At 42.0% G+C, this 23307-nt stretch carries 16 protein-coding genes and 2 pseudogenes; 7 read left to right on the top strand and 11 right to left on the bottom strand.

Annotated elements, in window-relative coordinates:
* The 9 genes and pseudogenes from METHO_RS00175 to METHO_RS00130 all read right to left on the bottom strand — a co-directional run bounded on the left by METHO_RS00175 (window position 1) and on the right by METHO_RS00130 (window position 10205).
* Window positions 1-651 (bottom strand): methyltransferase cognate corrinoid protein, encoded by a 651-nt coding sequence (locus tag METHO_RS00175; protein WP_015323483.1) that lies wholly within the window; start codon window positions 649-651, stop codon window positions 1-3.
* Between the two features lie 221 nt (window positions 652-872).
* Window positions 873-2273, bottom strand: a pseudogene (gene mtbB, locus METHO_RS00165) ([dimethylamine--corrinoid protein] Co-methyltransferase).
* Window positions 2274-2284: 11 nt separating this feature from the next.
* On the bottom strand, window positions 2285-2929 hold the full coding sequence (gene mtbC, locus METHO_RS00160) for a dimethylamine corrinoid protein MtbC (protein WP_015323501.1): 645 nt from the start codon (window positions 2927-2929) through the stop codon (window positions 2285-2287).
* Between the two features lie 249 nt (window positions 2930-3178).
* Window positions 3179-3328 (bottom strand): hypothetical protein, encoded by a 150-nt coding sequence (locus tag METHO_RS13845; RefSeq protein ID WP_015323500.1) that lies wholly within the window; start codon window positions 3326-3328, stop codon window positions 3179-3181.
* Between the two features lie 12 nt (window positions 3329-3340).
* Window positions 3341-3637, bottom strand: coding sequence for a hypothetical protein (locus METHO_RS00155; RefSeq protein WP_015323499.1), 297 nt, complete (start codon window positions 3635-3637; stop codon window positions 3341-3343).
* Window position 3638: 1 nt separating this feature from the next.
* Window positions 3639-4685, bottom strand: a complete 1047-nt coding sequence (locus METHO_RS00150) for a DMT family transporter (RefSeq protein WP_015323498.1) — start codon at window positions 4683-4685, stop codon at window positions 3639-3641.
* A gap of 238 nt (window positions 4686-4923) precedes the next feature.
* Window positions 4924-5571, bottom strand: a complete 648-nt coding sequence (locus METHO_RS00145; protein WP_015323497.1) for a methyltransferase cognate corrinoid protein — start codon at window positions 5569-5571, stop codon at window positions 4924-4926.
* Between the two features lie 30 nt (window positions 5572-5601).
* Window positions 5602-7062, bottom strand: a pseudogene (gene mttB, locus METHO_RS00135) ([trimethylamine--corrinoid protein] Co-methyltransferase).
* 548 nt (window positions 7063-7610) lie between these two features.
* Window positions 7611-10205, bottom strand: coding sequence for a PAS domain S-box protein (locus tag METHO_RS00130; protein ID WP_015323495.1), 2595 nt, complete (start codon window positions 10203-10205; stop codon window positions 7611-7613).
* Window positions 10206-10623: 418 nt separating this feature from the next.
* Here METHO_RS00130 and METHO_RS00125 point away from each other — a divergent pair, with 418 nt between their 5' ends.
* The 7 genes from METHO_RS00125 (at window position 10624) to pylD (ending at window position 20014) form a co-directional block, all read left to right on the top strand.
* Window positions 10624-11445 (top strand): DUF1638 domain-containing protein, encoded by an 822-nt coding sequence (locus METHO_RS00125; protein WP_015323494.1) that lies wholly within the window; start codon window positions 10624-10626, stop codon window positions 11443-11445.
* Window positions 11435-13357, top strand: coding sequence for a hydantoinase/oxoprolinase family protein (locus METHO_RS00120; protein ID WP_015323493.1), 1923 nt, complete (start codon window positions 11435-11437; stop codon window positions 13355-13357). The genes METHO_RS00125 and METHO_RS00120 overlap by 11 nt, the downstream gene beginning before the upstream one ends.
* Window positions 13358-13427: 70 nt before the next feature.
* Window positions 13428-15359 (top strand): hydantoinase/oxoprolinase N-terminal domain-containing protein, encoded by a 1932-nt coding sequence (locus METHO_RS00115; RefSeq protein ID WP_015323492.1) that lies wholly within the window; start codon window positions 13428-13430, stop codon window positions 15357-15359.
* Window positions 15360-15774: 415 nt separating this feature from the next.
* Entirely contained in the window at window positions 15775-17073 is a 1299-nt protein-coding gene (gene pylS / locus METHO_RS00110; RefSeq protein ID WP_015323491.1) for a pyrrolysine--tRNA(Pyl) ligase, read from the top strand.
* Window positions 17074-17083: 10 nt separating this feature from the next.
* Window positions 17084-18133, top strand: coding sequence for a methylornithine synthase PylB (pylB, locus tag METHO_RS00105; RefSeq protein ID WP_015323490.1), 1050 nt, complete (start codon window positions 17084-17086; stop codon window positions 18131-18133).
* Window positions 18134-18143: 10 nt separating this feature from the next.
* The gene (pylC, locus tag METHO_RS00100; RefSeq protein ID WP_015323489.1) at window positions 18144-19235 is read left to right on the top strand and encodes a 3-methylornithine--L-lysine ligase PylC; all 1092 of its coding nucleotides are present in this window, start codon (window positions 18144-18146) and stop codon (window positions 19233-19235) included.
* Entirely contained in the window at window positions 19235-20014 is a 780-nt protein-coding gene (pylD, locus tag METHO_RS00095) for a 3-methylornithyl-N6-L-lysine dehydrogenase PylD (RefSeq protein WP_015323488.1), read from the top strand. Before pylC ends, pylD begins: the two co-directional genes overlap by 1 nt.
* On the opposite strand, the gene METHO_RS00090 is transcribed toward pylD, so the two are convergent.
* Entirely contained in the window at window positions 19999-20415 is a 417-nt protein-coding gene (locus METHO_RS00090) for a response regulator (RefSeq protein ID WP_015323487.1), read from the bottom strand. The genes pylD and METHO_RS00090 overlap by 16 nt on opposite strands.
* Before the next feature lie 8 nt (window positions 20416-20423).
* Window positions 20424-23291: a PAS domain S-box protein gene (locus METHO_RS00085; protein ID WP_015323486.1), complete on the bottom strand. Its 2868-nt coding sequence runs from the start codon at window positions 23289-23291 to the stop codon at window positions 20424-20426.
* Window positions 23292-23307: the final 16 nt, after the last annotated feature.

Here is a 23307-nt window from a genome sequence, read left to right as displayed (position 1 = left end):
TTATTTCATGATATCAATGGCTACACGGGCTGCTTCAGCTGCGTTCTCTGCTGTTGCATCAGCACCGATTTCTTTTATCCATTCCTTGGTAACAGGTGCGCCACCGAACATGCACTTTACACTGTCCCTGAGGCCTGCTTCCTTGAGCAGTATGACCACGTCTTTCTGGCCAAGCATGGAGGTTGTCATGAGTGCAGAACCTACGAGGACGACTTTATGTCCCTTGAGTTTGGCTACTTCTTCAACGACAGTCTCGTTAGGTACATCCACACCCAAATCAACGATGGTAAATCCGCTGGCACCCAGCATTGTGGACACTAACCTGTGACCTATGTCGTGAATGTCTCCTTCCTGCACAAAAGTAATTGCGGTACCTGTGCCTTCTCCCGGCTTCTCCTTTGCAAGTTCAGGGGCCAGGATTTCCATTGCGCCGTTCATGGCCTTAGCTGACATCATGATCTGGGGTAAGTAGATCTCAGCTTTCTCAAATTTTTCACCAACAATATTCATACCCAATGCAAGGCCATCGTTGATAGCATCAAATGCAGGAACACCGGCTTCAAGGGCTTCCTTTGCTGCTGCAACGCAACCATTGATGTCCTGTTTGACTATGGTGTCTCTAAGTTTGTCAAGAATTTCTTGTTTACCCATTTAAGTTCCTCCTATTGAAAATCAACTGTACTTTCAGCAATGCCATTACACGCTATGCTAATGGCTTACCTTCAAAACAAGTATTTCTAAGTAAGTCATCCGGCATTAACATTCCGACATGATTATAAATACAATATTTGTCTAAATTAAAAAGAATAAAATGAGATAAGTCGGGCCGTTCCCCTGCACCGCAAGTTCCCGGCCCCGCGACTTAAACTAAGTTATCTCAGCTTACCTCTGAACTTCTCACAGCAGTTGATCTTGATATCAAGCAGCTTTTCGATGTTCATCTTTGCAGCAATTCCCTTGGGGGCACCTGCAACGGATGTTATGACACCGATACCGAGCTCTTCCCTGAGATCTCTCATGACATACTCGTCAGAAAGATCCATTGTGGAAACTCCCAGTTTCTTAGCCACATAGTCCTTTGCATCGTTAAGCCTCATGTTCTTGGAGAATTCCATCCTTGCCACAAGGTCACCAGCTGCCCTGATACCGCTCATACCGGAGGTCATTATGTGAGTGATCGGCATACCCATCGGGTCGCCGACCCCTATCTATATACCATCCACGCCAGCAATTTCCACCATGGCCTTGCTGGCCCTGGAAACTGCATCAATGGTCGGGGTCTCAAGCATTGGGATACCACCCACACCCATACCCATGTTAACATGACATGGTATTGGTGATACCTTCACAGCCTCTTTTACAAAAGTGACTGCCCTGGCGAGGTTCCAGGCTGAGGATTTGCTGGTGTTTGTGTTCACCACAGGTCCGAATACATTGGCACCTGCCTTTGCTGCCAGAGGAGCCTGCTGGTGTGGCCACAGACCTGCGAGTGTGGTGTTATCATACTGCAGCTCACCGTGCATACCCAGTACAAGTTCGCCTGCCATACCCACTTCAATATACATGTCAGGATACTGTTTTCTCAAGGCTTCCACTGCCCTCAGGGTTGCGAACATGTCACCATCGCCGGCTGCACCGGTAGTATCAAAGTTAGCACCATCTGCACCCGCGAACATCATCTTCTGCATGATCCAGACTATGTCTCTGGTCAGATGATCAGCAGCGTGCTCCATAGATGCCTGGGCCTCAGTGATCTTGAATGCCTTCATCAGGTCACCAGGGTTCTCGAAAGGACCATCAGGAGTGTAGTACAGGCCCATGTTAGGCATAGCACCGTAGAACAGAGGTACTATCATGTTCTGCTGGCATACTTCCATTGCCTGCTGTTCCTGTGAGATGACAGGCTTCACTGGCTTATAGCTGTAGTCTATGTGACCAAGTTCCATGGTGTCTGCGCCCATGGCCCTCTCGTGTACCATACACCCTGCAAGCCTGCTTGTGGGGATACCCACACCGCTGTTACCCTGATCACCATCAAGCCTGATGGTGCCTATGTCATGGGTTACTGGTACTTCTTTACCTGGCTCTACACCGACCATTCTGGCAGGCATCATCAGGATCTCGGCCAGCTTGTCCAGCTCATTGCCGGTCAGTGCTGGAATACTTCCCAGGTCTGCAGCATCTGCAGTACCTGCTTCCAGATCGGCTCGGATCTGTTCCTTCGTAAGGAAGATCCTCTTACCGTCTCCCATCCTCAAAGCATATTCTGTCATTTATATCACCTTTAAAGCAGAAGCTCTTTTGCCCTTGTAACGGCTTCGCTTGCATTTTCTGCATAGCAGTCAGCGCCTATCTTATCGGCCCATGTCTGGGTTGCCGGTGCACCGCCTACCATGACCTTGATCTTATCCCTCATGCCCTGTTCCTTGAGCATCTCGATGACATCCTTCTGACCTGCCAGCGTGGTGGTCATCAGAGCGGAAAGACCTATCATCTGGGCGTTGGTTTCCTTGGCCTTGTCAATAAAGTTCTGCAAAGGTACGTCCCTGCCGATGTCATGTACTTCAAAACCTGCAGATTGCAGCATGGTGGACACAATGGACTTGCCAATGTCATGCACGTCACCCTCAACGGTACCGTTGACGATAACGCCCAGTTTCTTGGAAGCTTCTCCCTTAGGCATGTCGGCTTCCAGGAGATTGACGCCTTCCTGCATAGCACCTGCAGCCATCATAACGTGGGGTAAGAACAGTTTACCTCTCTCGAACATGACACCCACTTCGTTCATACCTGCTGCAAGACCCTTTTCTATGATCTCAGCAGGTGCGATACCCTGGCCTTTTGCCTTGCTCACAGCAGCGACCACAACATCCTTTTTACAGGAAATTATAGCATCTGCTAATTCCTTGAACATTTCTTCTTTGCTCATGATTTACCTCTTTCTTGTTATCTTAGAGTGTACCCATTTTTGGGAAAAAGGTGGGCTACCTTTTGATTTTACTATATTGCTTTTTATCGCAATATATAAACTTTATTTTGTGATGGGGTGTATAAGATCCAATGTGCTGCTACAGATTTCAATTTCATCTTCACCAAATAAAAACGAAATACATAGCATCCCAGCATCACTAGGACGCTGGGATATTTACACATTGAACTTATTTTTAATGTATCACTGTTAGAATTTTGATACAAAAGTCCTGGCTTGCCATAAAGCCAAGAGAGCTACTATTACTATCACTACCATCCAAAGGATATCTGCGGCAGGAAGATATGAGTTTGCCCAGTATCCATTATATGCTTCCATTGCGGCTGCACTTTGTACCATTTCAACTCCTCCTCAGACATATACAAGACACACATTAGATGCTCTGATCTTTCCGAAGTCTGTGATCGCATATTTGTGAAGAAGGAAACCCTTTTTGTAGATCCCTTTATCATCAACTTTGCTCTCAAGACCTTTTAACATACCTCCGGAAGCCAGTTCGATAAGATCGAAGTTTATCGAGTCTCTGTAGAAGTCTCCATTGAGGTTATATTCTTTCTGTATCTTCTGTACGATCTCATAATTCCAGTGAGGTTGTTCATCACTGAATAATTCCAGTATTCTGAACTTGATCGGACGATTTCCTGCCATTTCATTCACCTCTTAGAGATTCAAGACCGCTGGTGTCTTCAGAGAACATAGTGAAACTGCCTGCAAGACAGAATGCACCTCCTAGCAACAGGGTCCATGAAGGAATATCCCCGAAGAAGAGGATTATAAAGATCACAGCGAAAAGTCCGTAGAGGTTTCCTATACCCTGTCCTCTTCCAACTCCTATGAGCGGGAAAGATTTGTACCAGGTAACATAGCAATAACCGAATGTTATACCTGCAAATATAAGTACCATCATTGTGAATGGTTCAAATGCAAGCAGAGCGTACTTTATCATCGGGAATCCGGCAATGGACAGAAGTGGTATTGCAATAATCCACCAGATTATATTTTCTCCCAGGAAACGCAGGGTAAGTCCAACATCGGGTTCTGCAACATCCAGACCTTTGCCGGCTATAGCACCTTCAATACCCCAACCTGCTGCCGCCATCAAGCCACCAATATATCCGATCCATGCAACGTTGCCGGCAGCCATTTCTGAAAGCAGTCCGCCACCAAATATCACAAAACCGCCAGTGATGATAAAGAAGATTCCAATTGCTGCTCTCTTACTGATCTTTTCACCGTACCATTGAGATGCAACTATGGAGCCAATTACAGGATACATCAAAGCTGCAACAGCTGCAAAAGCGCCACCTACAAAGCCCATTGCAATGAAAGAACCTAGAATAGCCATAGGTCCACCGAAAAAAGATGCCAAAAAGAACCATTTTGAACAGGGTTTGAATTCCTTGAGAGTCCTCTTCATTTCACCAAACTTACCAAGGACACCATTCCATACCATAAGTGCAATTATAACTGTCAAAGCATTGAATGCCGTGATCAACACAGCAGTTATGATCAAAGCCATACTATCACCGCTTTCAGCAGCGATCTCAACATACATTTGATCAAAAGGATTTAGTGCCCATACAACTGTACCAGGAAGGTACCACAGTCCCCAGAGCACAGCACAGAAAAGAGCCCACATGTATCCATATCTTACTCGTCTTTTATGTTCGAGTTTTCTTAAAGCTTGCAGATCCATATTTTACCTCCTTCTTTTACTGGCAGGTCTATCCGCCAGACTTCATATTGAGATTAGGTCCAATTACTATCATCATAGCTCAGAACTGTATACATAGCTCAGAACTTGATGAAAGGATTGTTTTGATACCATTCCCCTTTTCTTCTCATATTCTACTTCAACCACCCATAGTTGAAGGAGTTGGGGTGTATGGAGAGTACACCCCTTATTTTGGATTTAGACCCCGGATTTAAGGGGGTTAGAACAAAGCTTTAAGCTTTGTTACTGCATCTGCTGCGTTTTCTGCGTAGATGTCTGCACCGATCTTATCTGCCCAATCCTGGGTGACAGGTGCTCCACCGACCATTGTCTTGACACCTGCACGCAGGCCTGCTTCTTTAAGCTGCTCTTCTACCTGTATCTGATTGACCATTGTGGTAGTCATCAGAGCAGAAGTTGCAACTACATTGGGTTTGACTTCAGCGGTTTTACTGACTATGTCTTTGACTGCAATGTCCCTTCCAATGTCTACAACCTTGAAGCCTGCGATCTTCAGCATAGTAGCTACTATGTCCTTACCGATTGTGTGAATGTCACCCTCAATGGTACAAATCATGACCGTACCCTTGTTTTCGGCCTCTGAACCCATCTTTTCCAGTGCTGGAGTCAGTATTTTTACACCTGCGCTCATTGCTTCGGATGCAGCAATGACGTGTGGCAGGAACACAACGCCTGCTTCGAACTGATCGCCTACTTCTGTCATTGCAGCAGTGAAACCTTCCTGAATGAGCTCTGCTGGATTGATCCCTGCTTTAAGGGATTCATTAGCTACTTCCTCGGCTGCCTCTTCATCAAAGTCAAGGATTGCTGCTTTTGCTTTTGCAATAATTTCTGCTTTTGTTGCCATTGATAATCCTCCATTTAAATTCTTATGAGATCACAGGTTGTCCCTGAATGCCTTATCTGCCTTGTCTACGATAGCCTTCATATCCTTAAGCAGATCTGCATCTATTGGTGTGACCTCGTGGTTCTTCATTACATCAACTACCTTTTCGTGGGCCACTGTTGCAATATCCTTTGAACCGGCCGCCACCCAGTCTCCGTACATCAGCCTGTTGATAAGCGTTGGGCTGGATGGGAGATCTATGTTCTTTCTTGTGGTCTTGTGTGCAAGGAAGTTGTTTCCAATTCCTACCTGCTGGATAGCTTCCACCGAAAGCGTCTCCTCAGATACTGGAATACCCTGCATTGCCTTCTTTGTCATGGAGATCATATCGTTGTCAAAGACAAGCTGTTCCATTGAGAAAGTCATACCGAGTTCAAGCATACCTGAACCATACAGAGTGTTTGCACCGGACAGGGCTGGCAACAACGTTGTCATGGTCTTCTCGTGACCTGCCTGACCGTCTGGTATCTTGGAATCGGACTACGAGCCTGCTACATATGTGGGTAGACCATAGTATTGTCCCAGTTTTGCTACTCCAGCACTGATAAGCGCAAGCTCTGGAGAACCTACTGGTGCTGTACCTTTCTTCAGATCGAATGTGGTTGTAGAACTACCGTACCATACAGAAGCTCCTGGTTGAGTGAGTTGAGCCAGTACGATACCTGAAAGAACCTCTGCATTGTGGGTTACCAGTGTGCCTGCAAGATGAACAGGGGATGAACCGCCAGCCATTGCCATACTCAGCACGTTGACAGGCATGCCGAACTTTGCACCCTTCATGATGACCTGACATGCGTTGGAGCTGAGCTCAAGTGGGCTTGTTGGACAAACCAGCATTGAGAAAAGAGGCTTCTTGCGGAACTCCTCGTCATCTCCACCATAGTATGCCTTTACGATATCTCTGTAATATTCTACATGTTCACCGACAGGGTCTATGTGGTGGAAGTGCTTTGTGGTGTTCATCAGAGGAGTAAGTGTCTCGTGAACATCCTGCATTCCCTTGCCTGCCCAATCCCTGGCGGAAACTGCAAGTGAGTAATAGTCTATGTTCTCTGCCCAGTCCACAAGCTTTGCAGTTGCTGCAACATCAGCTTCTGTGGAGTCAACTGTTTCGTACTGTCCTGGTGCTTTGTAGTTGCACATCTTGACACCAGTACCGAAACATGTCCAATGAACCTTACCTTTATGCTCCTGTACTACTTTTTTCTTTGGGTCGCGTCCATATAGTGTAAACCTGGATGGACAGTCCAGAAGTGCTCTGTTAACAACATACTCAGGGATCTTGACAATTTGTGTCGTCTCGTCTACCTGGCATCCGGCTTTCTTGAAAACAGCCCTTGCATCAGCATCTGATACCTGGATACCTGGGTTCATAAATACATCCATGGTGGCGTAGTGAATTGCTCTCAGATCTTCGCTAGAGAACAATTCCAACTTCACACCGTCCAGCATTTTCCTGCCTGGATAATAGTGGTTTACCATATTCTTTCCTCCTTACTTCAGTCATGCATGCCAAACATTGAGTATCTGAGCGTACAATTGTGGCTTGCATTGATCCTTACCCAGGGCTTCTCTTTTCTCGTATATATATTTTTCTCCAAACTCGCCTATATATATATTTTGGTAAGAGAAAAATAGAACACCCTATTTAAAGATTACGGGGAGAGAATGGATAACTACACACGTATAAAATGTATTAAAAAAGACATGTATGCTTTATAGCTATTGATGTTCGTACAAAAGTACATTTAATGGAATTACACTACTATAAATAATTATTGCTTCCAACTTAAATAAGTCCTTTATTTAAGGAAAAAGAAAAGTCCAATAAAAAGCCTCTGCCTATTGTTTTTATGTCCCCTCATCAAAAAAGTCAGTAAATAACTTATATTAATTTCTTAGTTTCTTCATAAAAGTTTAAGGTCCTGTGCGCAGGGGACTGTAGGAATTATATAAATATAGTAGCCCTTATCTGTTTCATGAAACAATATGTAAAAAATTTAATTTGCCGATTCATTCAAGGATAATCTGGATACTCCAATCAGAACTTCTCTCCCACCCCATTTTCCCACAAAGAACTTAGTGTCTGCAGATAAGAATTTATGATTACTGTTCATAAGAGGTACATAACATCTTGAAGAATTGCCTGAAATCAGTCCCTCTAGATCAATACTCTCAAGTACTTCCTTTTCTTTGCCCGGAGGGAACAGTTCCAGGAAATCCATTTTAGAGAGATCCTTTTTGGAGTACTGCAAATATTTCTGCAAAGCATGATTTGTATGGATGATCAAGCCACCCATGTCCATTATGAATATAAGGTCATCCATAGTATCAAAAAGATCTTGCAGTCCATGATCCTTCTTTATCAAAGTGCCTTCTTTGAAACGGGTTACGATCATTCCCAACTGACTTGCAATAGTATCAATAACATTTCTGGAATTAGCAGGTATTTCCAGTTCTCTATGTGAACCGAGTATCATTGCAGCAACAATCTTGTCATTATAGTGTACCGGTATGAAACCCATTGCCTGCAAGCCTTCATAATCAAAATCTTCCTTGATCATTGCACTTATCTCAGAGAAATACTTATAAACAGGATAACCGGTAGTGAAAAGTCTTGCTTGGATAGTATTAACACCAAAATATCTGATACTATCCGCGAACTTTTCAGACAGGCCCCGGTAAGCTATAAGCTCAAGATCTCCTTTTGAACCATCCAATAAGTATATAGCTCCGCAATCCACAGCTTTGATCTGCAGAACAAAATCCAGTATTTTTTCAAATATATCCTGAAGATTATCACCTGGGCTTAAGACATCATCAAAATCATACTCTATCCGAACAAAGTTATTTGCCTGCTTGCGCTCGGTGATATCAACGACTATTCCCTGCAGAAAATCAATATCTCCATTTTGACCATGATGGATCATTGTTCTTTCATCTACCCACCTTACTTCACCTGATCGGGTAAGGATCCTGTATTCCTGGCTGAAATCAGAATATCCTTCTTTATAACATCTACCTACCTGTGCACGCACTTTTTCGAGATCTGCAGGATGGATGATGTCACCATATATCATTTTACCTGAAAGGAAATCTTCTACCAAATAGCCAAAACGTTCAATGTTCTTTGAAACAAATTTAACTGGCCAATCTTTTTCAGGACTCCACATAAAGACAACTGCAGGGCTGTCATTTATCACTGATTCGAGTACTTTGAGTATCCTGCGGGTCTCAAGGATTTGTTCATCAGCAAACTTACGCTGTATAATTTTCCACATTCCATCAAAAAGCAGCGTTATCTGTCTTACATCCGAACTGTCATATTCTTGTGATTTATTGGCCACAGCAGCAACAGCAACTACCTGATCTCCATCCATCACCGGCACATTTATATAACGATTGACTTTACCCTCAAGTTCAGGTTTTATTCCTTTTGTAAGACCAGATCCAGATGGATTATTATTCACAATAGGTTCTCTTTCCCTTATCGCTTCTCCCCACATGCCTGTGGAATTTACAGGACATCTCCAGGCCTTTTTATCATGATTTTTTTTCTGTGTAGGCCATTCATACATTTCAAGGATATTATCTGCTTTCAGCAGACCAAGATAACCTACCTGACTATGTGTTAGTTTTACAGCTTCCTCTATTGTAAATTCAGCGATTTCTGAAATAGAGGAATTCCCCCTTTGATACAATTCAAGAAGTGCTTCCAGACGTGCTTCGTTTAGATGTATCTTTTCTGCAGTTTCTTGAATGTCACTTACATCCTGGATAAGTCCAAGTCCTCCTATCAGGTAACCATCCTCAGACATTATAGGAGAAAATTCTGCTTTTATAATAGATCTCTTTCCGGCAGGGGAGATATATTCGCCTTCATAGCGACCCGACTCACCCAAAAAAACCAGATCAATAGCAGCTTTTAAAGGTCCTTCTTCTACATATTTGAGTACACTAAGACCATTTATCTTACTTTTAGGATCCGCTATAATTTTTGCACAGACGCTATTACAGTTAATGATCGCGCCGTTCTCATCAAAACAAAGAATACCCAGAGGAGAACGTTCAAAGATAAGACGATATTTCCTTTCCAGATCTCTGAAAGTGTTTTCTGCCTTTTCTTTTTCGGTATTGTCAATTATTATACCCTGATAACGTGAAATATTTCCATTACCATCCCTCTTTAAAAGAGATCTTTCGGTTACATATCTCACTTCCCCGGATTTGGAAAGTATTCTGTAGACTAGAGTAAAGTAAGAGGTATTACCCTTTTTAACCAGTTTTTTGACCTCTGAGTTAATCTTTACATAATCTTCCGGATGAATAATATCAGCATAATTGATTTTTCCAGACATAAGATCTTCAGGAGTGTATCCTAACTGTGTGATATTTTCTGAAACCCACTCAACATGCCATCTTTCGTCCACTTTCCAAATGAAAGATATCACCGGACTTACTTTATGAAGAGCTTCAAGCTTTTTTATTGTATCGGGGTCCTCTGGTAAATAGTACTCTGCACGTTTTTTTTCATATTCAGAAACTGTTGTAATTTTGGAAATTATGATCACCTCTGAGGACCAATATTTTACCAAATATCATGTGAAATAAGAATTCATGAGTATATGCTTTTTTTAATGGAAATAACTCTATTATCAAGTTAAAAAACTAGAAACTACATATTTAAAGGTATTCGTAGGAGTATAATTCAAATACTTAAATATTTTTTGTTTTTACAAAAAGTATGGGCAGCTCAAAAACAAAATATGAAAAATAACCAGTATCATTCTAGCTCTTTTTTTCAGAACTGAAAATGATTTTACAGCAGCTCATCAAAAAATATAAATACATGATTGTTTAACAGTTTTAGCACAGCGTGAAGAACATTAATTAGTAGTGGTTTGAACCCCAAAATGGGTAAATATATATAGCAAATATGGACTATGCTTTTTACACACGAGCAAAGTGAGTGTGCAGTTCACGCATCTGCATAAGAATATATATGAGGTTCTAATGACTTTAATGTCCATAATTGCCTGCAGAATCTTTGAGGATGAGATCGTACACCTCATCAAGAACGACTCTCAGATCACCAGAATTCTAGTTGTAGACAGCTTGGATGCCGCAGGCATTCTAAGGAAATTATCTGAAAATAATATAGACCATACAGTTTGTTCACCAAATGACATAGAGGACTTAATGCATAATGAACAAGATACAAATGATACAAATTATTGTATTCTTGTGAATATCCTTGGTTTTTCCCTTGATGCATCTCCTCAATTACTCAAAGAAAGCGTGTATAAAGAGATCAGCATCATGTCCGTGTATGCCGACACTATCCTAGTATTCTATGGTTTGTGTGGGAATGTACTGGGCAATCTAAACAGAGACTTTGCACATCTTTCTTGTCCTGTGCACATTCTAAGAGAAGAAGATGGAGAGATAATCGATGACTGTATAGGCGCTTCCCTTGGAGGAAGAGAACCATATCTTAAAGCTCTAAAAGAAACCGGTGGAGAAGGCGTATATTTCCTTACGCCCATGGGTGCAGCTTTCTGGAAGGAGATGGCTGTAATTGCCCGTCTTACGAACGACCCTGATAACACTGTCATGACCAAGATAGTTTTCGATTACGCAGGATACAAGAATGTAGGTAAGATCAATACAGGTCTTGTTTACGAGGAGAGTTTTGATGCAAAGGTGGAAGAGTTTGCTCAAGCATTTGATTTCCGAATAGTCGATATGCAAGGCACTATCAGGATCGCAGAACAGTCATATCAGCGGGCAAAAGATTCTATAACAAAAAAGAGGGCAGACTTGAATGAGATATAGTCTGGGAATAGATGCCGGAGGAACATATACTGATGCAGTTCTTCTTAACAGTGATGATGGCAGGGTCTTGCAGGCAAACAAAGCATTGACAACATACCCTGACCTGATATTTGGAATACGTGAAGCTTTGGACGGTCTTGATCAAAAACTACTTTCTGACGTGAGGTTGGCATGTGTTTCAACAACTCTTGCAACAAACACGATACTTGAAAATACGGGTTATCCGGCAGGTCTAATACTGATAGGAAAAACGGGTATACCCACTGATAGGAAAATAGAGTACAGTATCCAGATAAGAGGAGGGCACAACAGTGCTGGCAATGAAGTTGAGCCCCTGGATATCCAGCCAGTAGAGGAGTTCATTCTGAAAGTAAAGAACAAGGTCTCAGCTTTTGCTGTATCTTCCTATTTTAGTGTCCGTAATCCGGAACATGAGTTGCAGGTAAAGGAAAGTGTTATGCAGCTTACAGGCCTTCCGGTTGTGTGTGGACACGAACTATCTCAGGACCTGGGAGTTTATGAAAGAGGTGTGACTGCTTATCTTAATGCACAGCTGATACCTCTCACTAATCAATTTATGCAGGCTGTAACTTCCGAGATCAAAAAGAGGAACATTGAAGCAAAACTAATGATGCTCAAATGTGACGGATCAATGGTGAGCATCGAGGAAGCACTTAAAAAACCTATTCAATCCATTTTTTCTGGCCCTGCAGCTAGTTTATTGGGCGCGTCTCATCTTTCAGGTTTTGAAACCTGTGCAGTGGTCGATGTAGGTGGAACAAGCACTGATGTTTCTGTGATGCACGAAGGCCTTCCTGAAATCTCTGATCTGGGAGCAGTTGTAGGGAAGTGGCAGACAAAAGTAAAGGCCCTCAGAATGGAAACTTCCGCTATCGGAGGAGATAGCCACGTCTGGATACTTAACCATGAGATACATATAGGACCGCGCAGGGTCATACCCTTATGTTTAGCGGCATTGAAGTATCCGGAGATCAAGGAAAAACTGATGATGCAGCAAAATATCCTACGCAATCAAATAGGGGAAAATATACAACCAACGAAGTTTTTCATGAGAAGCGGAAAGATACCTGATGAACTGAGCCCTGAAGAAAAGGACTTGTTCGACCGCCTCAGTGATGTCCCCTATAAAGTGAGTGACATCTACTGGAACGAAAATAGAATGCCAAGTCCTATGACCATGGATATGCTCATCCAGAAAAGGTTAGTAAGGACCATAGGCTTTACACCTACTGATGCTCTTCATGTTCTGGGAGAATATCAAAAGTGGGATGTAGAAGCAGCACATATAGGCTCTGAAGTTTTGTCCAGGTTTGCAGGCATGGAAAAGATGGAACTCTGTTCCAGGGTAAAGGAACAAGTAACAAGCAATATAGCCCTTAACCTTGCTGCTTTTTTGCTGGAAGATGTGGATAGGAAAGAAATAAAGAAGATGATTAGTGGTAAATTCTTTGCAAGTATCAAGGTCAAAATGCCAGTTGTATTGCTGGGAGGGCCTGTAACTGCTTACAAGGATGGTCTCGGTAAATATTTCGACTCTCTTATCGTTGTTCCGGAACATGCAGATGTGGGCAATGCAATTGGAGCACTTGCAGCTAAAGGTATTAAAAGGCTGGAAGTGCTTGTAAAAGCTTCTTTATCAGAATCTAAATATAATGCTAAACCTAAATCTTATATTGTTTTCTATCCAGGTGGGAGAAAAGAGTTTTCATCCTATGCTGAAGCATTAAATCATGCAGAGAATATCGGTTCTGAACTTGTGATGGATTATATGTCATCATCTTGTCTGGACCTTACTGGAGTAAAGATTAATATAAGCCGTAACGACATAAGTTTGGAAGAAGGCACCACACCTCTGGAAACAAGGCTGAGTTTCCTTGGTATAGGGCAGTAAAGGGTAAATAAAGGTTATTTAATGTGTGGATTTGAACACATCAAACTATAGAATAGTAGAGAGGGAAAATATGCAATATAGTCTGGGCATTGATGCAGGTGGCACTTATACAGATGCAGTGATCATAAGGAACTCTGACAAGAAAGTTATGGCTTCATACAAAGCCCTTACTACTTATCCTGAATTGCTTGAGGGCATCGAGAACGCTATAGATGGCCTGGACCCTCAATACCTGAAAGATATAAAGCTCGTCTCAGTATCCACGACCTTAGCAACTAATACAATACTTGAGCGAACAGGCTATCCGGTAGGTCTTATCCTTGTGGGTAATTATCTGGTACCCCAAGACACGTCTGTCCAGGAATATGTGATGGTCAGAGGAGGACATACTGCTACCGGAGCTGAAGCAGATGCTCTTGATATAGAGGCAGTAACAGAATTTGTGAACAGGGTGAAGGATAATGTATCCGCTTTTGCAGTTTCTTCATACTTCAGTGTGCGTAACCCTGAACATGAATTGCAGATTAAAGATCACATAGTAAAAGCAACAGGGATGCCTGTGGTATGCGGACATGAGCTCTCGCAGGACCTGGGAGCCTATGACAGAGGTATTACAGCCTATCTTAACGCCCAGCTCATACCCATTGCCCGTCAGTTCATCGATGCAATTGTATCTGATATTGAGAGAAGAGGTATCAACGCAAAGCTCATGATGCTGAAATGTGATGGTTCGTTAATAAATATCAAAGAAGCCATCCAGAAACCTATAGAGTCCATTTTTACAGGTCCTGCAGCAAGCCTTGTAGGAGCTTCCTTCCTGTCCGAGAGGGACACATGTGCAGTGATAGATGTGGGCGGTACAAGTACTGATGTTTCTCTCTTGTATAAAGGACTGCCCGAACTCTGCGAAGATGGTGCTAAAGTAGGTGGCTGGAATACAAAAGTTAAAGCTATCCGGATGGAAACATCTGCCATGGGGGGGGATAGTCACGTATGGATAAAGAACAGGAAGATAAACATCGGGCCGCGCAGGGTAATACCTCTGTGTGTGGCTGCTGTTCAGTATCCGGGTTTCAAGGAAACACTGAAAATGGGACGCACTCCTGCACGTGTGGAACTCGGAGAGAACGTGCAACCGACCAAGTTCTTCGTACGCACAGGAAAAGAGCCGGTAAAACTCAGTTCGTATGAACAGGATATACTTAGTACAATAGGTAATGAACCGGTATCAATAAGCGATATTTATTGGAAGTTCGGTCGTCCTGTATCAGTAGAACATCTGGATTACCTTATTAAGAAAAGGCTTATACAAGCCATTGGGTTCACACCCACAGATGCACTGCATATATTGGATGATTACAATGAATGGGATAAGGAAGCTTCGTTCATAGGTGCAACTATTATGTCAAGGCTTGTACAAATGAACGAGCAGGAACTTGCTGAGCATATAAAGAAAGAAGTTGCCTACAACATGGCCTTGAACCTGATGTCCTACATGCTTAAAGGAGTTAACGGAAAAGAGATAGAAAAAATACTCAGAGGTGAGTTCTTCTCTAAGTTCAGGCTTTCTGTACCTGTTGTATTGTTGGGTGGACCGGTGAGGGCCTATGTGCAGCAGATGCAGAGCATCATCGATGCAGAGATAATATTACCACCTTTTGCAGAAGTCGGTAACGCTGTAGGTGCATTGGTAGGACAGGGTGTCAAGAGAATACAAATTCTCATCAAAGCTGTATTCAGGGAGAAACAAAGATTTTTCCTTGTGTTCACTCCCGGAGGATTTGAGGAGTTTTCGACTCATGGAGAAGCTCTTAAGTATGCTGAACATGTAGGAGAAAATCTGGTCATGGATTATATGAGAGAAGCTGATATGGACTGGAACGATGTGAGAATAGATATGTCCAGGGAAGATATAAATCTACATGAAGGAAGCCCTGTCCCCATTGAAACAAAACTTGTGTTCATGGGAGTGGGAAGTCTGAAGGTTGGTAAGAAATCCTGATCCTTTTTTTATTTTTGATTAAGGAAGATAACCACAAAATATAAATATCAAATAAAGCGATTACATTTGATTAAATGGAAACCGGATCATGTTGATCAAATGGACTCTAAATCCGTTCAGCCGGGTTAAATTCCCGGGGTTTCCGCCATCTTTTGTTCTATTGACATGTATTTTCTTTTTCTTGCCTTTATCACTTGGCAACTTTATTTTTTTTAGCTTATTGCAGAAAATATAAATAGTGCTTTTTTTAAGCGACAAATATATCTAATGGTTTGTGAAACTTGAAAGTAAGTCGCTATAAACAAATGAATCAGGTGAATGGAATGATGCTGAACAAAGATAAGAATTGGATATTGCAGTACATGGGCTTATAGAAAATCCTTAAAAGATCGTAGCGTATAATGGAGCTGAAAGCATGAAAAAAAAATTAATAGAGTCCTTACTTAATGATACCGATATGTGGGTATCAAGAACCGGATTGCTTCATAGCATACGGGATTTAAATGTATCTCAACGTTTTGTTCATATAGTTACTGGCTGTGGAGAGACTTTTGATATAAGAAATTCAAGGTCCAGTCGCTCGGCACGAGCTCTAAGACTTAGGAAATTCAAAAAACCCTGCAAACAGTGCCGGGTTTCTGATCTAAAGATCAATGAATTTCTCCAGAAGACATCCAAAGAGATCAGGACAAAACATGTAAGAGTAACTGAAATTCCATCTAATTCTATAAATATACCTACTCCGGTACATGCTGAAAAACCTGTAGTTCCACTTTCTCATATCCCTCATAGTCAACCTCAAAAAGTATCCTCGATACATGTCAAGGAAAAAACGGAAAACAAGGTTGAAAGAAAAATTACGAGCTTGCCTAAGAAACCTGCAGCTTCCAGCTCAAAAGCAAAAGATCCAGGTTTTACCCAGAGCCAGAAGGACAGAATAGTATCGCTGCTGGGACCGGATGAAATGATCTCTTTTTCTAAGGAAAAGCGTTCATTCCAGCAACTTGAAGCTGAACTGATAAACAAAAGAAAAGATGACCTGCGTAAAGTATATGAAGACAGCAGGGAAAACCTTCTTGGAAAACTTGAACGTCAGATCACCGATTTTTTTGTAGAAAGGGGTTTCATGGAAATAAAATCCCCTATTCTGATACCCTTTGAATACATGGAAAGAATGGGAGTTGGTGAAGATACAAAACTTTCCCAGCAGATCTTCCGGGTGGGTGAGAATATGTGTCTACGCCCCATGCTTGCACCTGGGCTTTACAATTACCTTTACAAGTTTGATAACATTCTTCCTGACCCCATACGTATATTCGAGATCGGACCCTGTTACAGAAAAGAATCCGATGGTAAAAGCCACCTTGAAGAGTTTACAATGCTCAATTTCTGCCAGATGGGATCAAAATGTACGCGAGAAACCCTGATCCTTCTTATTGAAGATTTCCTTGATTCCCTGAACATAGAGCATGAAATCGTTTCTGATAACTGTATGGTATATGGTGAAACCATAGACGTGCTCCACAAGGACATGGAACTCTCCTCTGCAGTGGTAGGACCAATTCCTCAGGACATAGATTGGGGGATAAACAAACCTTGGATAGGGGCTGGATTCGGACTGGAAAGATTGCTCAAGGTCACGTATAATTTCAAGACCATTAAAAGGGCAGCTCGTTGTGAGAACTACTACAATGGCATCAGTACGAACCTGTGAGGGGATCTCAATGTTCACTAATATGGACAAAAATGACCTTGATGCATATGCACTAAAGGTCATAAATAGAATAGAAATACCTGAAGATGAACTTCGGGAAATGCTTTTGATTACGGACAGTACAGAACTTGAAAAGCTTCATTATGTAGCAAGGAAAGTTAGAGATCACTATTTCGGGAACAAGGTGTTCCTCTACAGTTTCGTCTACTTTTCCACACACTGTAAGAACAGGTGTGCATTCTGTTACTACAACACAATGAACAAGATCAACAGGTACCGGCTGGAACTTGAAGATATCCGTAATATATGCAGGAAACTTAAAGGAGAACAGATCCACATGGTGGACCTCACCATGGGGGAAGACCCGTACTTTCATGAAAATCCTAGACAATTCGCTAAGGTCATAGATATAGTCAAAGAGGAACTCGGTCTTCCAGTCATGATATCCCCAGGGGTGCTGGATGACAAAACACTGAAAATGCTGCGGGAGCATGGTGCTAACTTCTTAGCCTTGTATCAGGAAACTTATGATCAAGAACTCTATGAGAAGCTGAGAGTCGGGCAATCCTTCTCAGACCGGATGCATGCCCGTGAATTTGCTCAGACGATAGGTTACTGTGTTGAGGATGGGCTGCTCACAGGTGTGGGTAATGATGTCGAATCAACACTAATTTCTCTGAGGAGCATGGCAAAAGAGAATCCTCAGATGGTCCGGGTGATGACCTTCATTCCCCAGGAAGGAACCCCTCTTGAGAAAAAAGTGCAGGAATCAAACCTGTCAGAACTCAAGATAATATCAGTATTAAGGCTGATGTTCCCAGATAGACTTATACCTGCATCTCTTGACGTAGAAGGCATTGAAGGTATGGTATACCGCTTAAATGCAGGTGCTAATGTGGTAACATCTATAATTCCTTCAGATTCTCCACTTGAGGGTGTGGCAAACTATGACCGCAAACATGAAGAGAGAAAGAGGGACCCTAAGAGCGTGGTAGAAAAGCTCAGGACCATGGGAATGGAACCAGCTGCACAATCAGATTTCAACAATTTACTAGGATAGGAGTGGTGGCATGAAACAAATATGTTTGATCGGAGGTAAGCTGCAGGGTTTCGAGGTAGCATACCATGCCAGAAAAGCAGGCATTAGAGTTGTATTGATAGACAGGAATAAAAATGCGTTCATAAAGGATCTGGTTGATACGTTCCATTGTTTTGACATTGTGGAGCAACCTGAAAGGCTCATAGAGATATCAGCAGCTGTCGATGCCATGATCCCTGTAAACGAAAATTTCGATACTATCGATTTCCTTGAGACCATAAAGGATAGGCTTCATTGTTCTTTGCTCTTTGATTTTGATGCATACAGGATAAGCAGGGATAAGAACACATCGAAAAAATACTTCAGATCCATAGGTATTCCAACACCTACAGATAAACCCACTCATCCACCATATTTTGTAAAACCTTCCTGCATGAGCAGCAGCATTGGTACAGCCATAATCTATGATGATGAAGGCCTGAAAGGTCTTGACCCTACCATGCTCATAGAAGAATATGTGGAAGGAGATGTGTTGTCTCTTGAAGTTGTAGGAGATGGAGAACATTTTGCGGTGGTAAAGGAAACAAAGATCCATATTGATGATACCCACGATTGCCATATGGTAACACCTGTCAGTCACAATCCTGAACTAAGGAGGATCACCTATGAACTTGCACGCAATCTTAAGCTCAAGGGTATCATGGACGTGGAAGCAATTTACAGTCCTCAGGGACTGAAAGTGCTAGAAATAGACGCCAGGTTCCCCAGCCAGACACCTACAGCTGTCTATCATTCTTCAGGAGTTAATCTTCTGGAACTACTTATGCAGGCTTTTACAGAAGGTGTACAGGAGATAGTCCAGGCACCAGAGGGTAATTACTGCATATATGAGCACCTTATCCTCAAGGATGGAAAATTGTCACCTGTTGGTGAGCACATTCTGTCAATGGGAAACAATTACAGGCCGATCCATGAATCGGAAAGTATAGAGATATTCCAGCGTGATGGAGAACATAAGGCATTTACAGTTATAACCTGGGGTGGAGACCAGGAAAAAGCTGAAACGAACAGAAAAAAGGCACACGAAATGATACTTAGTACGCCAGAACAGGAGGTACCATAATGGCATTGCTCACACCCGAAGACCTTGATAATCTCTCTGCTCAATTTGAAGAGAGTGAGTCTACCATTGAAAGAGTTACAGGAACCAGACTTACAGATATCTGCAAAGAACTCTATGGAAAAGACCTGGGATCGGAAAAGGTTGGTATAATACCCATAACCGCAGGTAATGGAATCATAAGCAATTTTACCTCTTCCTTGCTTTTCATAGCTCAGCGCCTTGGGCTTGAAGGTTTCATTACTCAGCATACAGATGTGGCAGGATATTATGAGGCTATAAGGGATGGCGCAGATATACTATTAATGGCTGATGATCATCTTTTCATCGCTCACAATCTCAGGAATGGAAAATTGGTCACTAACCATGAAGCAACAGGCATCATCTATTCAGAGATCGCTTCCAGGTTTAAGGACTCAGGCTCAAGTGAGATCCTTGTTATAGGCCTTGGAAGAGTAGGATATGCAGGAGCTAAACATCTTGCAGAAAAAGGGTTCGATGTTTATGCCTGTGATCCTAACAGAGATTTTCTGGATAAAGCAGCTCATGAAATTGGAATTAAGGAATACTGCAAAGAGGATCGAAAGAAGTTTTCCATGGTATTCGAAGCAACACCCAATGCAAACACAATAACCGAGGGTATGATAGCAGAGAGATGTCTGGTCTCAACACCTGGAATACCCTGTGGATTGCCTCAGGAAGTCGGAGGTAAATACAGAGTAGATCTAGTCATGGAACCTCTCTTCATAGGAGTTACATCTATGCTTTATTCAGTGATATAACCTTCTTTTTTTTTGCTGCCATTTAAATTTTGATGTCTATATAGTGCAATTTCTATTGTTGTACGCAGATCATTTTCCTCAAAAGGTTTCAGAATATAACCATAGGGTTCTGTCAACTTGGCCCTCTGCAATGTCTCCTCATCAGAATATGCAGTTAGATAGACTACAGGTATGTTAAAACGCTTCCTGATCTCCCCTGCAGCATCTATTCCGTCGATCTCACCTTTGAGCATTATGTCCATCAACACAAGATCCGGAAGAATACCTTCAACCTTACTGATCGCGTCTTCCCCGGTTGACGCCACACTCGGCACTATATAGCCTAACTTCTGCAATCTTTTCTTTATTTCAAGAGCAACTATGTTCTCATCTTCAACTACAAGTATCTTTGCTTCTGTCATTCTCCCACCTAAACCTTACACTTAAACTCTTTAAAACGTATTTTAAAAGATGTTCCCCTATTGTTTTCAAGTTCAATAGTTCCGTTTATCTGCTCAACAAGAGTTGTCACAAGCTGCAGGCCCAGAGAAGTAGTTTGTCTGAAATTGATGCTTTCAGGGAATCCTATGCCATCATCACTTATCTGTAGGGTGAACTCATTACCATCAAGCTCAAGAGTAACATTAACATTCCCTTCGATAGTATGCGGGAATCCATGCTTGAGCGAATTGGAGACCAGTTCATTTATTATCATTCCCAGAGGAATGGCAGTGTCCATGCCCAGATAAACATTTTCTATCTTTGAATTTAATTTAATCTTTTTGGATTCCATAAAATAGGATTTTGTCAGGAAATTCAGTAAGTTGCGGGTATAATCTGCAAAATCAATTGTGGACATATCTCCTGATTGATATAATTCCTCATGGATCAATGCCATCGATCTCACACGGTTACGGCTGTCCAGAAAAGCCTCAACTATCTCTTTATCTTTGAAATTCTCAGATTCAAGGAATAGCAGACTTGATATTACCTGGAGATTATTTTTAACTCTGTGATGGATCTCTTTCTTACGGATCTCCTCTGTCCTTAAAAGTGCTTCCTCAGCCTTTTTACGTTCAGTAACGTCAAGAATGATACCCTGAAGCATAATTTCTTCAGATGGTTCTGTCTGGATAAAAGTTCTTTCATCTACCCACCTGACATCTCCTGATTTCGTGAAGATCCTGTATTCTTGATTGAACTGATCAGAAGGAGTGCCTTGATGTTGCTCAAGCCTATAGTGGAATCTTTCGCGATCCTCTGGATGTAAAATATCCGCATACTTGATTTGACCAGAAATAAAATCTTCGACAGTATAACCTATCTGGGTGATGTTCTCAGAAACAAATTCAACTGGCCAGTCTTTTTCCATTCTCCATTTAAATACGATTACAGGACTGCTATTCACAACTCTTTCCATTTCTTCTTTTAGTTTGTTAGAAATCTCAAGTTGTTCAGCGTATTGCTTAAGAGCCTTTTCTATGCGTTTGCGCTCAGTGATGTCACGAGCTATGGTCAATACAGCTTTTTTACCATCATACTTGATGAGGCGGCTGCTGAGTTCTACAGGCAGTATCTTACCACTTTTTGTAACATGCACTGTCTCAAAAATATTACTTTTTAGCTTACAAAGTTCCTTGATCAGTTCAAGTAAATATTTACCTGTAAAAGTACCATCTATATCAGTCTGTTTCATCTGAAGGAATTCGTCATGGGTATAACCCATTCTTTCACATGCTAACTGGTTGACCTCAAGTATTTTTCCTTCCATGTCATGGAGATATATTGCATCACTCGTACTATCAAAGAGTGTTCTGAACTTCTTTTCGGATTCTCGTAGTGCATATTCAGCCTTTATGCGCTCTGTAGTGGCCTCGTCCAGAGACAAGCGTGTCTGTTCGATACCATTAGTGAGTATGCGTAGATCACCTTCTCCATATACTTTAACAGGTTTAGAGAAGTCATTATTCTGGATAGCAGTAAGCACGCTATTAGAGTCTTCTATGATCCTATCCAGATATTCGGCGAAATTATCCAATGTATCGCCTGCCTGCTTAAATTTACCCTTCAGATCAAGTTGTATCCTTGTTTTAAGTTCTCCTTTAGCAAGAGCATTAGTAACTCTCATATTCTCCCGAATTGGAGCTGTCACAGCATCAAGTATTTCATTGAGGCCTTTAGGTATCTCCCTGAAGTCTACTCCTACGTCAGTATTTGCCCTCGCATCCAGTTTACCTTCTACAGCATCCTGTGAGATCATTTTAAAACTGGTGACGATCTTATTGATCGGTCTGGTTATGGACATTGCTATGAGATAAGCCACAAGTCCCATGAACGCAATAGAGATGGCAGAGATTATGATGAGTTTGTTCCTAAGGGAAGCCACACCTGCAAGCATCTCATCTTTAGGAACTACGAGAATAAAAGAATAGTTTCCGGTCTTCACCGGCTCATAGAACATTATTGCATCTTTACCTGTAGCTGGATCTACTGTTTCGAAGTTACCACCTTTTCCTTCTTTTATATTGTCTGCAGCTTCAGATATTTCTGGTATGCCAAAGTCGTATAGAGTTTTTGAAGCTATCCAGTCCTTGTGCACAGGATGAGAGACCAGGATACCGGTGTTCCCGGTCACAAAAGCATAACCCGTATCGAATGCCTTTACATTGTCCATGACATCATCTATGTACTTCAGGGAAACATCCACTCCCCCTATCCCCACGAAACTGCCATCCTTGATAATTGGTGAATCAAAGCTTACCATGAATATGCCTTGGTAGTAGTATGGTTCTGTAACAACATCCATGGTTGTTTTTTTTGTCTTTTGATAGTAATCATATTCATCGTAATACTCAAGAGGCACCAGAGCCACACTACCACTGATCTTGTTCCAATAAGGAATAAAACGCCCGGTTTCATCATGACCATTAGTGCCAGAGTATTCATCATCTTTACCGTCGAAAGCATTGGGTTCGTATCCGACATAGACACCTGTAATTGAGGGGTTTTTCAGCAGCAAGTTCCTGAGCATATCATTTACCTCATCCCTGTCTGAAGACGAATAAACTTCCATTGAATTTGCAAGTGTCTGAGCAATAGCTTTTGACTGCCTCATATCGCCATCGAACTGGTTGGCGTAGTCCCTGGCCAGCTCAATGGATTGCTGATAGGCCAATTTCTCCTGCTGAGTAGTCACTGTGGTAATAATAACTCCTGTGGACACTGCCAGCACCAGAAAAACCCCTACTACTATATAAAGAGTTAATTTAAATTTTATGGATAGATCGTTAAATCCCATCATTGTGCCTCTTCAG

The sequence above is a fragment of the Methanomethylovorans hollandica DSM 15978 genome, assembly GCF_000328665.1.
Classification (GTDB): Archaea; Halobacteriota; Methanosarcinia; order Methanosarcinales; family Methanosarcinaceae; genus Methanomethylovorans; species Methanomethylovorans hollandica.
This window is presented reverse-complemented; position numbering and strand designations above follow the sequence as displayed.

What these genes read in the sequence shown, in the direction of transcription:
- METHO_RS00175 (WP_015323483.1), bottom strand. Translation starts at nt 651, where the DNA reads ATGGGTAAACAAGAAATTCTTGACAAACTTAGAGACACCATAGTCAAA.
- mtbC (WP_015323501.1), bottom strand. Translation starts at nt 2,929, where the DNA reads ATGAGCAAAGAAGAAATGTTCAAGGAATTAGCAGATGCTATAATTTCC.
- METHO_RS00115 (WP_015323492.1), top strand. Translation starts at nt 13,428, where the DNA reads ATGCAATATAGTCTGGGCATTGATGCAGGTGGCACTTATACAGATGCA.
- METHO_RS00155 (WP_015323499.1), bottom strand. Translation starts at nt 3,637, where the DNA reads ATGGCAGGAAATCGTCCGATCAAGTTCAGAATACTGGAATTATTCAGT.
- pylB (WP_015323490.1), top strand. Translation starts at nt 17,084, where the DNA reads ATGTTCACTAATATGGACAAAAATGACCTTGATGCATATGCACTAAAG.
- METHO_RS00085 (WP_015323486.1), bottom strand. Translation starts at nt 23,291, where the DNA reads ATGGGATTTAACGATCTATCCATAAAATTTAAATTAACTCTTTATATA.
- pylC (WP_015323489.1), top strand. Translation starts at nt 18,144, where the DNA reads ATGAAACAAATATGTTTGATCGGAGGTAAGCTGCAGGGTTTCGAGGTA.
- METHO_RS00090 (WP_015323487.1), bottom strand. Translation starts at nt 20,415, where the DNA reads ATGACAGAAGCAAAGATACTTGTAGTTGAAGATGAGAACATAGTTGCT.
- METHO_RS00150 (WP_015323498.1), bottom strand. Translation starts at nt 4,685, where the DNA reads ATGGATCTGCAAGCTTTAAGAAAACTCGAACATAAAAGACGAGTAAGA.
- METHO_RS00145 (WP_015323497.1), bottom strand. Translation starts at nt 5,571, where the DNA reads ATGGCAACAAAAGCAGAAATTATTGCAAAAGCAAAAGCAGCAATCCTT.
- METHO_RS00120 (WP_015323493.1), top strand. Translation starts at nt 11,435, where the DNA reads ATGAGATATAGTCTGGGAATAGATGCCGGAGGAACATATACTGATGCA.
- pylS (WP_015323491.1), top strand. Translation starts at nt 15,775, where the DNA reads ATGAAAAAAAAATTAATAGAGTCCTTACTTAATGATACCGATATGTGG.
- pylD (WP_015323488.1), top strand. Translation starts at nt 19,235, where the DNA reads ATGGCATTGCTCACACCCGAAGACCTTGATAATCTCTCTGCTCAATTT.
- METHO_RS13845 (WP_015323500.1), bottom strand. Translation starts at nt 3,328, where the DNA reads ATGGTACAAAGTGCAGCCGCAATGGAAGCATATAATGGATACTGGGCA.
- METHO_RS00125 (WP_015323494.1), top strand. Translation starts at nt 10,624, where the DNA reads ATGACTTTAATGTCCATAATTGCCTGCAGAATCTTTGAGGATGAGATC.